General features: G+C 57.5%; 14 protein-coding genes and 1 tRNA gene. 8 read left to right on the forward strand and 7 right to left on the reverse strand.

Annotated features, from left to right (window positions below):
• Positions 1-4: 4 nt before the first annotated feature.
• The 6 genes from RQ738_RS07415 to hemA all read right to left on the reverse strand — a co-directional run bounded on the left by RQ738_RS07415 (position 5) and on the right by hemA (position 5,830).
• Positions 5-886: a substrate-binding domain-containing protein gene (locus RQ738_RS07415; RefSeq protein ID WP_314163538.1), complete on the reverse strand. Its 882-nt coding sequence runs from the start codon at positions 884-886 to the stop codon at positions 5-7.
• Positions 887-1,056: 170 nt separating this feature from the next.
• Positions 1,057-1,803, reverse strand: coding sequence for a molybdopterin-synthase adenylyltransferase MoeB (locus RQ738_RS07420; RefSeq protein ID WP_314163539.1), 747 nt, complete (start codon positions 1,801-1,803; stop codon positions 1,057-1,059).
• A 299-nt stretch (positions 1,804-2,102) separates the two neighbouring features.
• The gene (locus tag RQ738_RS07425; protein WP_314163544.1) at positions 2,103-2,513 is read right to left on the reverse strand and encodes a hypothetical protein; all 411 of its coding nucleotides are present in this window, start codon (positions 2,511-2,513) and stop codon (positions 2,103-2,105) included.
• Positions 2,514-2,564: 51 nt separating this feature from the next.
• Positions 2,565-3,404, reverse strand: a complete 840-nt coding sequence (gene prmC, locus RQ738_RS07430) for a peptide chain release factor N(5)-glutamine methyltransferase (protein WP_314163550.1) — start codon at positions 3,402-3,404, stop codon at positions 2,565-2,567.
• An 11-nt stretch (positions 3,405-3,415) separates the two neighbouring features.
• Complete coding sequence (prfA, locus tag RQ738_RS07435; RefSeq protein WP_314163555.1) at positions 3,416-4,498, reverse strand: peptide chain release factor 1; 1,083 nt, start codon at positions 4,496-4,498, stop codon at positions 3,416-3,418.
• Between the two features lie 72 nt (positions 4,499-4,570).
• Positions 4,571-5,830, reverse strand: a complete 1,260-nt coding sequence (gene hemA / locus RQ738_RS07440; RefSeq protein WP_314163563.1) for a glutamyl-tRNA reductase — start codon at positions 5,828-5,830, stop codon at positions 4,571-4,573.
• Positions 5,831-5,961: 131 nt separating this feature from the next.
• On the opposite strand from hemA, the gene RQ738_RS07445 reads away from it, so the two are divergent.
• From RQ738_RS07445 to ychF, 8 genes are all read left to right on the forward strand, one after another.
• Positions 5,962-7,707, forward strand: coding sequence for a tetratricopeptide repeat protein (locus RQ738_RS07445; protein WP_314163565.1), 1,746 nt, complete (start codon positions 5,962-5,964; stop codon positions 7,705-7,707).
• Complete coding sequence (lolB, locus tag RQ738_RS07450) at positions 7,704-8,330, forward strand: lipoprotein insertase outer membrane protein LolB (protein WP_314163578.1); 627 nt, start codon at positions 7,704-7,706, stop codon at positions 8,328-8,330. Before RQ738_RS07445 ends, lolB begins: the two co-directional genes overlap by 4 nt.
• Positions 8,327-9,172 (forward strand): 4-(cytidine 5'-diphospho)-2-C-methyl-D-erythritol kinase, encoded by an 846-nt coding sequence (gene ispE, locus RQ738_RS07455; protein WP_314163618.1) that lies wholly within the window; start codon positions 8,327-8,329, stop codon positions 9,170-9,172. Before lolB ends, ispE begins: the two co-directional genes overlap by 4 nt.
• A gap of 65 nt (positions 9,173-9,237) precedes the next feature.
• A tRNA-Gln gene (locus tag RQ738_RS07460) sits at positions 9,238-9,312 on the forward strand.
• Positions 9,313-9,788: 476 nt separating this feature from the next.
• A complete protein-coding gene (locus RQ738_RS07465) occupies positions 9,789-10,727 on the forward strand; it encodes a ribose-phosphate diphosphokinase (protein WP_314163620.1) in 939 nt (312 codons plus the stop codon).
• Positions 10,728-11,061: 334 nt separating this feature from the next.
• Positions 11,062-11,709 carry a 50S ribosomal protein L25/general stress protein Ctc gene (locus RQ738_RS07470; protein WP_314163581.1) on the forward strand — a complete coding sequence of 216 codons (648 nt, stop codon included), beginning with the start codon at positions 11,062-11,064 and terminating at the stop codon, positions 11,707-11,709.
• A 41-nt stretch (positions 11,710-11,750) separates the two neighbouring features.
• Positions 11,751-12,323 (forward strand): aminoacyl-tRNA hydrolase, encoded by a 573-nt coding sequence (gene pth, locus RQ738_RS07475; protein ID WP_314163584.1) that lies wholly within the window; start codon positions 11,751-11,753, stop codon positions 12,321-12,323.
• Between the two features lie 52 nt (positions 12,324-12,375).
• Positions 12,376-13,467: a redox-regulated ATPase YchF gene (gene ychF, locus RQ738_RS07480; RefSeq protein WP_314163597.1), complete on the forward strand. Its 1,092-nt coding sequence runs from the start codon at positions 12,376-12,378 to the stop codon at positions 13,465-13,467.
• Here ychF and RQ738_RS07485 read toward each other — a convergent pair.
• Positions 13,464-14,327 carry a phosphate/phosphite/phosphonate ABC transporter substrate-binding protein gene (locus RQ738_RS07485; RefSeq protein ID WP_314163603.1) on the reverse strand — a complete coding sequence of 288 codons (864 nt, stop codon included), beginning with the start codon at positions 14,325-14,327 and terminating at the stop codon, positions 13,464-13,466. The genes ychF and RQ738_RS07485 overlap by 4 nt on opposite strands.
• Positions 14,328-14,491 lie beyond the last annotated feature (164 nt).

Genomic DNA, 14,491 nt, shown 5'->3' on the forward strand with positions numbered 1-14,491 from the left:
CGGATTACTGGCTAAGTCCCTTCGCCAGTGGTAGCAATTGATACTCTTCGGCAACCGGATGGCCAGCCAGTAATTCCTGGGCATAGGTCATCAGGCTGAGCAGTTCCGGTGAGGCATTCTTGCTGGTGACAGCCGAGAGCTGCCGGTAGAACGGGTACAGGCCTTTTTCCAGGTTTGCTGCCGTAGGTGCATGGTTGTCGATGCTCAATGCCTTAACCCTGGAGGCAGGTGAAAATGTCCAGGCTGAACCGGTATGGCCAATGGCCCCCGGAAAGTCGGTTACCCGGTCGACCATATCCGCGGCGCTTTTTACGTTTACACGTTGTTGCCGGAAGGCCTTGGCTTCGGGGAGAATGGTTTTCCAGTGGCCGGGGCGCTGCTTACAATGTAGACGCGTAACCACGACGATATTCTGATCCGGACCACCGAGTTCCCGCCAGTTATGGACCCGGCCACTGAATATATCGCGTGCCTGCTGAGCACTGAGATTGCTGATCGGATTGTTCTTATGGGTGAGAATGAGGATCGGTTCAAGCGCGAGCGGAAAAACACGCAATTGCTCTTTTTCTATTTCCTTGTCGCTTAACGGACAGCAAACAAAGCCAAAGCTCTCATTCCGGCTTTGATCCTGGCGGGCGGATTTGATGCCGGCATTGCAGCCCGCGCCGAGCATGGATTCCTCGCCAAACAGCTTGAGCGGCCGACCGGCATGCTCTTCGAGAGCCGGTTTCAGGGCATCAAAGAGCACCCAGGAGAAATGCGCACCAGCACCGGTGATGACAGTATTATCGAGTTCCTGACTATTTGCGTGAAAGGAAAGCAGTAACAAGCCACAGAAAAGACCTGCCAGGCGTACCTGGGCACAATTTTGGCTACAAAAAAACATTAATTAGTCCCACCTCACATAAATGCCCGACAGAAATACCGTGAAGTTAATATCCAGTTGCTTGAATACATTAAGGTTCCCCGCAATACCCGGCGATGGTCGCACAGGGGGTTGTTCCATTTAAGTATAGTGAAGTATCCGGGTTTTTCGAGGAAAAGGCGGAAGGTAGTTCAGATTTGCTTGCAGGCGGGGCAATCCGGGTCTTTGGACAGATTCATGGTGCGCCACTCCATGCGCATGGCGTCAAAGACCTGGAGTTTGCCGGCGAGGGTCTCGCCGAGATCAAGAAGCACCTTGATCGCCTCGAGGGCCTGCAGGCTGCCGAGGACGCCGACGAGCGGCGCGAGCACACCATTTTCCGCGCAACCGGTATTCTCCTCGCCCGTGTCCTGATACAGGCACTGATAGCAGGGCGCCGCAGGATCATCACAGCGGAACACACCCAGCTGGCCTTCCATGCGTATTGCCGCGGCAGAAACCAGTGGCTTGCGCGCGGCCAGGCAGGCGCGATTGACCATGAAACGGGTGGCAAAGTTGTCACTGCCATCGAGGACCACGTCGACGGCGGTGATTTGTGCCCGCAATTCATCGGCGTTGAGGCGGGCATTGATAGTATGGATCTCGACTAACGGGTTGATGGCCTGCAGTCGTGAGCGGGCCGAGTCGGTCTTGGCGCGGCCGATATCCGCGGTAGTGTGCAGGATCTGGCGTTGCAGGTTGGAGAGGTCGACTTCATCAAAGTCGATCAGGGTGAGTGTGCCGACGCCGGCCGCCGCGAGGTACATGGCCAGTGGCGAACCGAGTCCACCGAGACCGAGGATCAGGGCATGTGAATCGGCAAGCCGTTGCTGTCCCTCGATACCGATCTGCGGCAGCATGATCTGGCGGCTATAGCGCAGGAGTTCATCATCATTCATAACATTCTTTACCGCAAAGTACGCGAAGTCACGCAAAGGAAAGACTAAAGTACCGCGTCATACTGGCGAAGGCCAGTCCCCACACGACTCCGAGTTTGAGGTATCTGTATGAGAAATCGATAATTCCGGGTAAGTAACGCAAAGCTCGCAAAGCCGCAAAGGGCGCGGAGATAAGATTAAGGGCTTCATTATAGAAATCCCTTTGCGCTCTTTGCGGCTTTGCGTCCTCTGCGTTCCCAACCAGGAACATAAAAGCTTCAGCCTTGATAAACGCTTGCCATCCATTAGGGCGTACAGGCTCAGAGGTATTTTCGCCAGTGATCGGGACGGTCGTCACGGCAACCGTGGGGCAGGCGCTGGTAGCGTTCAATAAATATATCCCGGGTCTGCTTGCTGTCGTGGACATGCCCCATGTTTTCGCATTGGGTTTCTTCGGTATAGTAATAAAGTGAACGGCGGAGTTTGTTGAAGAGGCTGTTATCAAGGTGAAAACCGACCTCGATGAGCGCATTTTCGGTGATCTGCAAAGACAGGTTGCGCAGGTCATAACTGACTCGCAAGCAGGTCGCGGAAACCGGCCGCAGGCCAATGATGCCTTCGACATCCGCGAGTAATAACATGGCCGCATGCGCGGGTGCCCGGCCCCTGGCATGCAGGCTGCAAAAGTGAATCTCGCGGTGCTTGATGCAGGTTCGGTGCTCACTATCCATGCCCCGATACTAGAACGATGGGGTAAATATGCAAGTGATTTTCAGCGGTTTTCAGGCGCGGCGGGCGAGGCTCAGGCGGTCATTCTGGCCGCTATCTTGCAGGGTTTTTACGTCCGCGTAGCCGCTCGCGGTAAACAGCTTACGTACGTCCTCTCCCTGATCGTAGCCATGTTCGATGAGCAGACCGCCGCCGCTGACCAGGTGCTGTCTGGCCTGCTTGAGGATCAGGCGAATAGCATCGAGGCCATCTGTCCCGGCGACCAGCGCCAGGCGTGACTCGAAACGCACATCGCCCTGCTCGAGGTGGGGGTCTGTGGCACGGATATACGGCGGGTTACTGACGATGAGGTCGAATTGCTCCGCGTCGGCCAGGGCGCTGCACCAGTCACTGTGGCGATACTCGATATTCTTGAGGCCGAGCCGTTGCGCGTTGGCCCGGGCCACGCCCAGGGCCGCGGTGGAGATATCACAGGCCACGAGCTGACAGCGTGGTCGCTCACTGGCGATGGCCAGCGCAATCGCGCCACTGCCGGTGCCGAGATCGGCAATGCGCCAGTCGGCGGCGGCCGGGATCCGGTCGAGGGCCTGTTCGACCAGCAGCTCGGTATCGGGGCGCGGGATCAGGGTCGCCGCGCTGACCTGCAGGGGCAGGGACCAGAATTCACGTTCACCGGTCAGGTGGGCGACGGGCTCGCCGGCGGCGCGGCGGGCGACGAGCAGGGAGAAGGTCTGGGTCGTCGTGTCCTCGACCTCGTCCTCGGCGAAGGCACGCAGGTAACTGCGGGCCTTATGCAGGGCATGGGCGAGCAGGACCTCGGCATCGAGACGCGGAGTGTCCGAAGCGCTGAATTGCCGGCTGGCGTCCTCAAGTAGCGTGTCGATACGGGCCATAACAGACTCCGTTAGTCGCCCATGGCGGCGAGCAGGTCAGCCTGGTATTCGTGACGCAGCGGTTCGATAACCTGGTTCAGATCGCCTTCCATGATGTCATCAAGTTTATAAAGAGTCAGGTTGATGCGGTGATCGGTGAGCCGCCCCTGCGGAAAGTTGTAGGTGCGGATGCGCTCGGAACGGTCGCCGCTACCGATGAGGTTACGGCGTTGTTCGGCCTGTTCGCTTTGCTGCTTGTCTTTTTCGACGTTGTACAGGCGGGCCTGTAACAGCGACATGGCACGGGCACGGTTCTTGTGTTGCGAACGCTCGTCCTGACACTCGACTACGGTACCGGTCGGCAGGTGGGTGAGACGGATTGCCGAGTCGGTCTTGTTGACGTGCTGGCCACCGGCACCAGAGGCGCGGAAGGTATCAACCTTCAGGTCTGCCGGGTTGATCTCAATCTGCTCAACCTCAGCGAGCTCGGGTATGACCGCCACGGTACAGGCCGAGGTGTGAATACGGCCCTGTGACTCGGTTTCCGGCACACGCTGCACGCGATGGCCACCGGACTCGAACTTGAGCCACGAGTACACTTCCTTGCCTGTTACCCGCAGCACGATTTCCTTGTAGCCACCGTGTTCGCCTTCGTGTTCGCTGATGATTTCTATCTGCCAGCCGACGCGCTCGGCGTAGCGGCTGTACATGCGGAACAGGTTACCGGCAAAGATGGCTGCCTCGTCACCGCCGGCCCCGGCACGGATTTCGAGAAAGACATCACTCTCGTCGTGCGGGTCGGTGGGTAATAACAGGACCTGCAGATCGGTCTCCAGGCTTTCGCGGCGCTGTCTGGCTTCGGCAAGCTCCTCTTCGGCCATGGCCCGCATTTCGGCATCCTCTTCTTCAAGTATGGACGTGGCGGACTCGATATCCTCAAGTGCCTGGCGGTACCTCTGGTAACCGCTGACGATCGGGTTCAGCTGGGCATATTCCCTGGACAGATCCCGGAAGCGGTCATTGTCATTGATGATATCGGGATCGGCGAGCAGCGCGTTGATTTCTTCAAGGCGCTCGCTGAGATTATCGAGTTTGTTACGAATGGAATCTTTCACAATGTCTGTCCGGGGTTGCGTTGCATGCGAGAAGGTCTGCCACTCCGGCAGACGGGGTAGCGTTGAGCGAGGCTAAGGCTCGTTGCCGAGGTCGAACAGTTCGCGCACCACATCCAGTACTTCCATGCGGCCCTCGCAACTGGCCTGGCGAATCTGGACGCTTGGGGTATGAGTGAGCTTGTTGGTCAGCAGGCGTGCCAGTTCCTGCATGACCTGTTCGGGGTTTTCGCCGCGCTCGAGCTGGCCGAGAGCGCGGGCCAGGGTCTCATCACGCAGGCGTTCGGCCTGTTCGCGGAAGGCGCGGATGGTGGAGATGGATTCAAGTGAGCGCACCCAGCCCATAAAATGGGTGACCTGGGTGTCAATGATCTCTTCGGCCTGGTGGGCTGCATCCTGACGTGACTTCAGGTTTTCCTCGATGATCTCCTGCAGGTCATCGACACTGTAGAGGTACACATCATCGAGTTCATCGACTTCGGGCTCGATGTCGCGGGGCACGGCGATATCGACCATGAACATGGGCTTGTGCTTGCGGTGCTTGAGCGCGCTCTCGACACTTCCCTTGCCGAGGATGGGCAGGGTGCTCGCCGTCGAGGAGATGACAATATCGGCCTCGGCCAGATGCCTGGGCATTTCGGCCAGGGAGATGGCATAGCCATCCAGTTCAGTGGCCAGGGCATGGGCTCGTTCAACGGTACGGTTGGCGATGATAATACGGCCGATGCCGCTTTCCTTCAGGTGACGGGCGGCCAGTTCGATAGTCTCGCCCGCGCCGATCAGCAAGACGGTATTCTTGCCCAGGTCACCGAAGATCTGCTTCGCCAGCGAGACTGCGGCAAAGGCGACCGAGACCGGGCTGTGACCGATGGCAGTATCGGTACGGATTTGTTTGGCCACCGAGAAGGTATGCTGGAACAGCTTCGACAGCATCTTGCCGATGGTGCCGGCTTCGCTGGCCAACTGGTAGGCATCTTTCATCTGGCCGAGGATCTGGGGCTCGCCGAGGACCATCGAGTCCAGGCCGCTGGCGACGCGCAGCATGTGACGCACAGCATGCTGGTCGGGGTGTTGGTAAATATAGGGTTCGAGCTCGCGGCGCTCGAGACGATGGAACTCCTGGAGCCAATTGAGGACTACCTCTATATTGTCGGCCTCCAGGCCACAATAGACCTCGGTACGGTTGCAGGTCGAGAGGATCGCGGCTTCATTGACCGCGGTGCGCTCGATCAGGTCCTGCAAGGCGGGCAGGAGCGAGTCAGGCGTAAACGCGACACGTTCGCGGATAGCGACCGGGGCCGTCTGGTGATTGATGCCAAAAGCGAGCAGGGACATGGTTTTCTATATACTTAACACGTGATGAAAAAAGCCATTATACTAAAAAATACGTGATGAGCTGCGTTTGTGCTCATTAAAGATCTACAGGCCGACGTGGCGGGAAGCCCGGCGGCGGAGAAACAGGTGTTATGACAGGTATTTTTAGGCAGATTTCAGCAGGTTGTGCCCTGTTGGTACTCACGGGCTGCACACTCTGGGGAACTCACCAGCCGGCAGAAAATGAACAGGCAGGGGATGTTCCTGCCGCTGAACAGGCCCGGCAGGCCGGCTCAACGCCCGAGTTGCCGGATGTCGAGCTGGATGGTGAGCTGCTGTTCACGTTGCTGTCCGGTGAGCTGGCCGGGCATCGCGGAGACCTCAATCTGGCGAGCCGCCAATACCTGCAAGCCGCGCACTTGACCCGTGATCCCCGTGTCATCGAGCGGGCGGTGCAGGTGGCGAATTTTGCCAAGCATTACACCGAAGGCCTGGAGGCCGCGCGCCTGTGGGTAGAGGTTGCCCCCGACCTGCTCACCGCCCGCTACACACTGGCGATGATGTTACTGCGTAACAAACTGCCAGAGGCGGCACTCGAAGAGTTCGACTTTATTATCAAGGCCCAGCAGGCCGAGCCAGCGGTCTTTATGACGATTGGTAAACAGCTTATACAGGAAAGCCTGCATGAGGAGGCCCTGGTGGTCATGCAGCAACTGGCTGACCGCTATCCGCAGACTGCCGAGGCGCACTTCGCCTTGAGTGGCCTGGCCGAGCGGGCGGGCAATCTGGAACTGGCCGAGCACGCCGTACGCGAGGCCCTGGCACTCAAACCCGGCTGGCAGGATGCCAGCAACCAGCTGGCGCGATTACTCCATCTGCGAGGTGACACGACACAGGCCCTGGATATTTTGCGCAAGGCGCTCGACGCCGAACCGGAGAACAAGTTGCTGCGCTTGAGTTACGCGCGCCTGCTGGTAGATGCCAAGCAGCTGCAGGCCGCACGTGCCGAATTTGAGCGGCTCGCCGAACAGGCCCCCGGCAATGAAGATATCACCTATGCGTTAGGTATCCTGGCCCTGCAGGTCGAGGACCTCGATGCGGCTGAGCAGTATATGAAGCAGCTGGCCGGCGACAGTCAGCGGAGCCTTGAGGCGGCCTATTATCTTGGTCAGATCGCCGAGCTGCGTGAACAGCCCCTTGAGGCGATTCGCTGGTATGCCGAGATTCAGCAGGGTGAATACGCCTTTGATGCGCAGATGCGCATGATTACCCTGCAGGCCAGGCAGGGCAGTACCAGCGAGGCCCTGGAGCAGCTGCGTTCGATTCTGCCCCGTGGCGAGGCCCAGCAGGCACGCACCTACCTTGTTGAAGGAGATGTGCTGCGTTTTGCCGAGCGTTACCAGGATGCCATGCAGGTCTATAACCAGGCCCTGGAGAAATTGCCGGACAACAATGATCTCCTCTATGCGCGGGCGCTCATGGCCGAACGCGTAGATCGGCTGGATATCCTGGTCGCCGATCTGCATGCCGTTCTCAAGAACGAGCCGGATAATGCCCACGCCCTGAATGCCCTGGGTTATACCCTTGCGGATCGCACCGAGCGTTTTGAAGAGGCCGAAAAGTACATCCAGCGCGCCTACGAATTATTGCCGGATGACCCTGCGATTATGGATAGTATGGGCTGGCTACAGTACCGGCTCGGTAATCACGATGAAGCCATCAAGCACCTGACCCGTGCCTATGATCTGAACGACGATGGTGAGATTGCGGCCCATCTCGGCGAGGTTTTGTGGGTCACCGGGGAACAGCAACGGGCACAGAAGGTCTGGCAGCGGGCACTGAAAAAGGCGCCGGGGGACAAAAAAGTGCTTGAGGCCATGCAGCGCCTGAAAAAATGATACGCCGTTTCGTTTTTCTTTTCGTCACCCTGTTAAGTGGTTGCGAAGCATTACCGGTCACCGAGGTGCCCCTTTCTGCCATCGAGCAGCAAGCTGCCTGGGCACGACACCAGGCGCAGCTGGAGGGCCTTGAGGCCTGGACGCTGGATGGGCGTATTTCCCTGCGCCATGATGAAGAGGCCTGGCATGCGAGCCTGCATTGGCAGCAGGTCGACTCGGTTTATCACCTCAACCTGTTCGGGCCGTTTGGACAGGGTGCAGTACAGCTCGACGGCAGCCCACAGGGCGTGGTTCTGCACCATGACGGGCAGATCCTGCAGTCTGATGACGCGGAGCAGTTATTGCAGCAGCAACTCGGCCTGCAGGTACCGGTAAACGGGCTGCGCTACTGGGCGGTCGGACGGGTTGCCCCCGGCAGTGACCATAAAGAAGAACTGGACTCGGCGGGCCGGCTTGCCGTGCTGGAGCAAAATGGCTGGCGGGTACGTTACCGTGGCTACGTGGCCGTGCAGGGCTTTATGCTGCCGAACAAGGTTTTCCTCGATCACGACGGGCTGGATGTGCGCCTGGTTATCGATCAATGGCAGCTCGTCGCTGCGGCGCCGGGCAGGCGCGGCGGATGAGTGCCGCTGGCTGGCCGGCCCCGGCCAAGCTTAACCTGTTTTTGCATATCACGGCGCGACGTGCCGACGGCATGCACGAGTTACAGACCCTGTTTCAGTTTCTGGATGTCGGCGACAGCTTGTATTTTACGCTGCGCGAGGACGGCTACTTGCGTCTGCAGGGCGGGCTGGCAGGGATCGCCGACGAGGACAACCTGGTCATGCGCGCAGCGCGTCGACTGCAGACCGAGAGCGGTACCCGGCTCGGCGCTGATATGCGGCTGGAAAAGCGCCTGCCCGCCGGTGCCGGTCTCGGTGGCGGTAGCTCCGATGCGGCGACGACTCTGGTCGCCCTGAACAGGCTCTGGCAGGTCGGGTTGTCGGTCGATGAATTGGCCCGGATAGGCCTGGGCCTGGGGGCTGACGTGCCGGTTTTCGTTCACGGTCAGGCGGCCTGGGCCGAAGGGGTAGGGGAAAAATTCACTGCCGTGGCGCCACCGGAACCCTGGTACCTGGTTGTAGCGCCGAGCTGTGAAGTCAGCACAGCCGCGATCTTTGCCGCACCGGAATTGACACGTGACTGCCGTCCCATCACAATACGCGACTTTCTGTCAGGTCAGGCGGGAAATGTCTGTGAAGCGGTGGTGCGTGAACATTATCCGGCCGTGAGCAGGGCGCTGGACTGGCTTGGTCGGTTTGCCCCGGCGAGGATGACCGGCACCGGCAGTTGTGTCTTTGCCGCGTTTGAAAATGAAGCGCAAGCAACTGAAGTTTCGCGTAAAATACCGGGCGAATGGCAAGGCTTTGTGGCCAGGGGCTGCAACCGGTCGCCTTTACTGGATAGGCTGGCAGCTGAAAGTTGATGATTAATGAGTGATGATTGGTGCGTAGTTGCATTCATCAATCTGCAATCATCAATTATTTTTTTTGGGGCGTCGCCAAGTGGTAAGGCCCGGGGTTTTGATCCCCGTATGCGCAGGTTCGAATCCTGCCGCCCCAGCCATATAAAGGCAGGATGAGAACCTTAAGGTTCGACTAAGCCACCGCAGCGAAGCGAAGGTGGCTTGAACAGCGGCGGGAGCGAAGCGGACAACGCTGGCCCCGAAGGGGTGAGGAACGAAGTTCCGAATAATCCTGCCGCCCCAGCCATATAAAGGCAGGATGAGAACCTTAAGGTTCGACTAAGCCACTGCGCGACCAGAACGAACAAAGTGAGTTCAGGAAGTACTGAATGAACCCCGAAGGGGTTCTCAGTGAAGCGAAGGTGGCTTGAACAGCGGCGGGAGCGCGACGTACAGGATGTACAAGTGTGGCGAGAGGCAGGACGCCGGAAGCCACAAGCGGACAACGCTGGCCCCGAAGGGGTGAGGAACGAAGTTCCGAATAATCCTGCCGCCCCAGCCATATCTATAAGGCATGCCGCACAGGGCGGTAGCCTGTTGAGCCGAAGAGTCGAGGTGTAATGTGCCCGAAAGCGCGATGATGGTCTTTGCCGGAAACGCCCACCCGAAGTTGGCGCGTTCGATTGTTCGCCACTTGCAGATGCCGCTGGGCAAGATACAGGTTGGTCAGTTCAGTGATGGCGAGGTCTCCTGCGAGATCGAAGAAGATGTGCGTGGCAATGATATTTTCCTGGTGCAGCCGACGGGCGCACCGACCAATGACAACCTGATGGAGTTGCTGGTCATGATCGACGCGATGCGCCGCTCCTCGGCGCGCCGCATCACGGCAGTGATACCGTATTTTGGTTACGCGCGTCAGGATCGCCGGCCGCGCTCAGCACGCGTGTCGATAACGGCGAAGCTGGTCGCGAACATGATTACGGCGGCGGGTGCGGACCGGGTTTTGACCATTGATTTGCACGCCGACCAGATACAGGGTTTCTTTGATATCCCTGTGGACAATGTTTATGCCTCGCCGATCCTGCTGGGCGATGTCTGGAAACACAACGGCAATGACCTGATGGTCGTGTCCCCGGACGTTGGCGGTGTGGTTCGTGCCCGTGCGATCGCCAAGCGCCTTGATGACGCCGCCCTGGCCATTATTGATAAACGCCGGCCGAAGGCGAATGTCTCCAAGGTGATGAATATCATTGGTGATGTCGAAGGCCGCAGTTGTGTGCTCGTAGATGACATGGTCGATACCGCGGGTACGCTATGCAAGGCTGCTGATGCATTGAAAGAACATGGCGCCTCACGTGTGGCGGCCTACTGTACGCATCCGGTGTTGTCGGGTCCTGCGGTGGAGAATATCGAGGCCTCGTTGCTTGATGAACTGGTCGTAACCGATACTCTGCCACTGAAAGAAGCTGCGCAAAACTGTTCACGCATTCGGCAGCTCAGTGTCGCCGAGATGCTGGCAGAAACAATGCGGCGTATCAGTAACGAAGAATCTGTCAGTTCCATGTATATGGACTGACGAACCAGATTGATGATTTATGAATGATGAATGATGAATGATGAATGATGATTTTCAAATTCATCAGTGCGTTGTAAACAGGTACTAAGAATTTGTTAGTTCATGTATATGGACTGACATTCAGGATTGATGCTTTGGCTCATAGAACCCTCCGGGTTCGTTATGAGTACCCTAACCTTCGTACCGAAGGTTCAGGGCAATTGATGGTCGATGATTCATTCATCAATCATCATTCATAAATCATCAATCCGCATAACCGCTTTCTCTGGTCGCGGGGAAGTGTGCATTTCATCATGGTGGTGGGGTGCTTTAAACGTAAACAGGAGTATTACCAATGAGCGTAACTTTTGAACTGAATGCAGAAGTTCGTACTGATGTAGGGAAAGGTGCGAGCCGCCGCCTGCGTCATGCGGGCAAGATCCCTGCCGTCATTTATGGCGGTGACAAGGATCCGGTTTCACTGACAATGGAACATGACAAGCTTTTCCATGCCCTGGAAAACGAAGCCTTTTATTCACATATCCTGCTTATCAAGGTTGGTGGCAAGGGTGAGAAGGTTGTGTTGCGTGATCTGCAACGTCACCCTTCCAGGCCTACCGTGATGCATGCCGATTTCCAGCGTGTCAGCGAAACAGAGAAGATTCACATGAATATACCGCTGCACTTCGAAAACGAAGATGTGGCTGTGGGCGTCAAGGAACAGGGTGGTCAGATTTCCCATAACGCCTCCGAAGTGGAAGTCACTTGCCTGGCCAAAGACCTGCCTGAGTACATCACTGTTGATGTGACGGCGCTTGAAGTTGGTCATGCCCTGCACTTGTCAGACCTGGTCATGCCGGCAGGTGTTGAGCTGGTACAGCTGGCTTATGGTGAAGGTCATGATCAGCCAGTGGTCAGCATTCACGTGCCACGTGGCGCGGCTGTCGAAGAGGAAGTTGTCGAGGCCGAGGCCGCCGCCGAAGGCGAAGAAGCCGCGGAATAATCCGCCTGGCTATCTAGCTTGGCAGTTCAGGACCGGTATTGATGTCGCGTATAGCGCTTATCGTCGGACTCGGAAATCCCGGGGCCGAATACGAGGCAACGCGGCACAATGCCGGTTTCTGGTTTGTGGACGAGGTCGCTCGTCAGGCCGGCGCCGAGTGGCGTAAGGATACAAGGTTTCATGGCCAGGTCGGTAAGGCCAATCTGCACGGCAACACGGTCTGGCTGCTCAAGCCGGATACCTTTATGAACCGCAGTGGTCAGGCAGTTTCCGCACTGGCCAAATACTACAAGATCCCCGTTGAAGAGATACTGGTTGCCCACGATGAACTGGACTTTGACCCTGGTGTGGTCAAACTCAAGCGTGGTGGCGGGCATGCCGGGCATAACGGCCTGCGCGACATCATCAGTGCAATGGGTAGTAAGGATTTTTTACGCTTGCGTATCGGGATCGGACATCCTGGTAATGCAAAACAGGTGTCCGACTTCGTCCTGACACGGCCATCAAATGCCGATCGTCGCTGCATCAGTGACGCGATAGATGAAGCGCGGCGCGTTGTCCCCGCCTTGCTCGACGATGACGTTGAGAAGGCCATGCGCGAGTTGCACCAATAACAACGATACAAATGAGTAACCCTTGCGTGGTTACTGTTTCCGGAGATAAGTAATGGGTATTAAATGTGGCATCGTGGGGTTGCCTAACGTTGGCAAGTCGACCCTGTTCAACGCACTGACCAAGGCCGGTATCCAGGCCGAGAATTATCCGTTCTGTACCATTGAGCCGAATGTTGGTGTCGTGCCGGTACCGGACCCGCGCCAGGATAAGCTGGCGGAACTGGTGTCACCCGAGCGTGTCTTGCCGACCATGATGGAGTTCGTTGACATTGCCGGGCTGGTTGCCGGGGCCTCGAAGGGCGAAGGGCTGGGCAACAAATTCCTGGCCAACATCCGCGAGACTGACGCGATCGCCCACGTGGTGCGTTGTTTCGAGGATGATGACGTCGTGCATGTCGAAGGCAAGATCGACCCGCTTTCCGATATCGAGGTCATCAATACCGAACTGGCACTGGCCGATCTGGACAGTGTGGAAAAGGCGATCAACAAGGCGCAAAAAGTCGCCAAGTCCGGTGATAAGGAGGCGCGTGCGCAACTGGCCCTGCTGGAAAGGGTGAAGGCTCAGCTCGACGAGGCAAAACCGGTGCGCGCCATGGGGCTGGATGCCGAGGAGCGCCGGCGTTTATATGATCTGCACCTGCTGACCATCAAGCCGGCCATGTATATCGCCAATGTCAGTGAGGAGGGGTTTGAAAACAACCCGCTGCTCGATAGCGTGGTCCGGTTTGCCGGGGAAGAAGGTGCGCCGGTGGTACCTGTCTGCGCCTCCATTGAATCCGAGATCGCCGAACTGGATGCGGATGACGCGCAGGAGTTTCTTGCCGAGATCGGCCAGGACGAACCCGGCCTGAATCGTGTCATCCGCGCCGGTTATAGCCTGCTCGGCCTGCAGACCTATTTCACCGCCGGCGTGAAAGAGGTCCGTGCCTGGACGGTCAAGGTAGGGGCCACGGCCCCCCAGGCTGCCGGGGTAATTCACACCGACTTTGAAAAAGGCTTTATCCGTGCCGAGGTCATCTCCTATGCTGATTTCATCGAATACAAGGGTGAATCAGGCGCAAAAGAGGCCGGCAAATGGCGGTTGGAAGGCAAGGACTATATTGTGCAGGACGGCGACGTGATGCACTTCCGCTTTAACGTCTAGTTGCGGGCGAGGCTGGTGTAGTACTCTTCCAGGCCGAGTTGTTCCAGCGGTGCATAGTCCCGTTCATAATCGGCAGCCACGGGTGCTGAAAGTTGAATCTTTTCCAGCAGTGCGCGTTCATGCTTGTCTTGCCATATATCAATAACCGCCTGCTGGACACGTTGCGCCAATACAGTGGGCACACGCGGATGCACGCTTATCGGGTGTGGGGCAAAACCCGGAGTCTCATACAAGACACGGAGTTGAGCCTGCATACCGGCATGTTCCTGCTGCAGGGTCCGCTTGACGCCGCCACCGGCGACTGTCCGCTTATAGAGCACATTGCGATAGACATTGGCATGTGTTTCGACATAATACGGGAGGATGTTGATATTCCACTGCGAATGCAGCAAGGCTCGCATGAGCAAGGATGCGCCAAAGGCATTCGGTGAAGGAAATGCGACTTCCTTGCCATCCAGTTGGGCGATATCCGTAATGTCACTGTCGCGCCTGACCACCAGGATGCCCTGTAATTTTTCCTCCGCACTCCTGATGATTGGCTCATAGCCGGGTTTCTGCCTGACGAGCACGGCGTGGTAGGGATTCATGTAGGCAAAATCGGCAGCGCCCCGCAGCATGTCGGTTTCAAAATCCGGAATGGAGCGAGCCACCATCAGCCTGAATTGCATGGAGGTGCGCAAGGACAGGGCCTTGAGAAACGGCGCCCAGGTCTGCTGGACGAGCATGGCATTCTGCTGCGGGACCACGGCGAAACTGTAGCGGTGGACCGGCTCTGCGCACGCCGGACCGGCCAATAATGAAAGACTGAAGAGCAGGAACGGCGCTGCCAGGTGCAGGGCTCGACTTGTTATAAACTTCATGGCAATTGACCGCTCTTTATTATTCTTTGAGTGCTTTCTTCCCGAATAGCCAATATTGATAGAAACAGGGGAAATATGCACGCCTGAATCACTGCTGTCCCGTTAATTCCCTCTCCCTTCGGGAGAGGGTTAGGGTGAGGGGATTTAGATTCGATAACACCTTG

This window comes from Sulfuriflexus sp. (genome assembly GCF_032250955.1).
GTDB lineage: Bacteria > Pseudomonadota > Gammaproteobacteria > AKS1 > AKS1 > Sulfuriflexus.

Coding starts and splice junctions, on each gene's coding strand:
- RQ738_RS07420 (WP_314163539.1), bottom strand. CDS start 1,803: ATGAATGATGATGAACTCCTGCGCTATAGCCGCCAGATCATGCTGCCG.
- RQ738_RS07470 (WP_314163581.1), top strand. CDS start 11,062: ATGAGCGTAACTTTTGAACTGAATGCAGAAGTTCGTACTGATGTAGGG.
- RQ738_RS07415 (WP_314163538.1), bottom strand. CDS start 886: ATGTTTTTTTGTAGCCAAAATTGTGCCCAGGTACGCCTGGCAGGTCTT.
- RQ738_RS07485 (WP_314163603.1), bottom strand. CDS start 14,327: ATGAAGTTTATAACAAGTCGAGCCCTGCACCTGGCAGCGCCGTTCCTG.
- RQ738_RS07445 (WP_314163565.1), top strand. CDS start 5,962: ATGACAGGTATTTTTAGGCAGATTTCAGCAGGTTGTGCCCTGTTGGTA.
- RQ738_RS07465 (WP_314163620.1), top strand. CDS start 9,789: ATGATGGTCTTTGCCGGAAACGCCCACCCGAAGTTGGCGCGTTCGATT.
- lolB (WP_314163578.1), top strand. CDS start 7,704: ATGATACGCCGTTTCGTTTTTCTTTTCGTCACCCTGTTAAGTGGTTGC.
- ychF (WP_314163597.1), top strand. CDS start 12,376: ATGGGTATTAAATGTGGCATCGTGGGGTTGCCTAACGTTGGCAAGTCG.
- ispE (WP_314163618.1), top strand. CDS start 8,327: ATGAGTGCCGCTGGCTGGCCGGCCCCGGCCAAGCTTAACCTGTTTTTG.
- pth (WP_314163584.1), top strand. CDS start 11,751: ATGTCGCGTATAGCGCTTATCGTCGGACTCGGAAATCCCGGGGCCGAA.
- RQ738_RS07425 (WP_314163544.1), bottom strand. CDS start 2,513: ATGGATAGTGAGCACCGAACCTGCATCAAGCACCGCGAGATTCACTTT.
- hemA (WP_314163563.1), bottom strand. CDS start 5,830: ATGTCCCTGCTCGCTTTTGGCATCAATCACCAGACGGCCCCGGTCGCT.
- prmC (WP_314163550.1), bottom strand. CDS start 3,404: ATGGCCCGTATCGACACGCTACTTGAGGACGCCAGCCGGCAATTCAGC.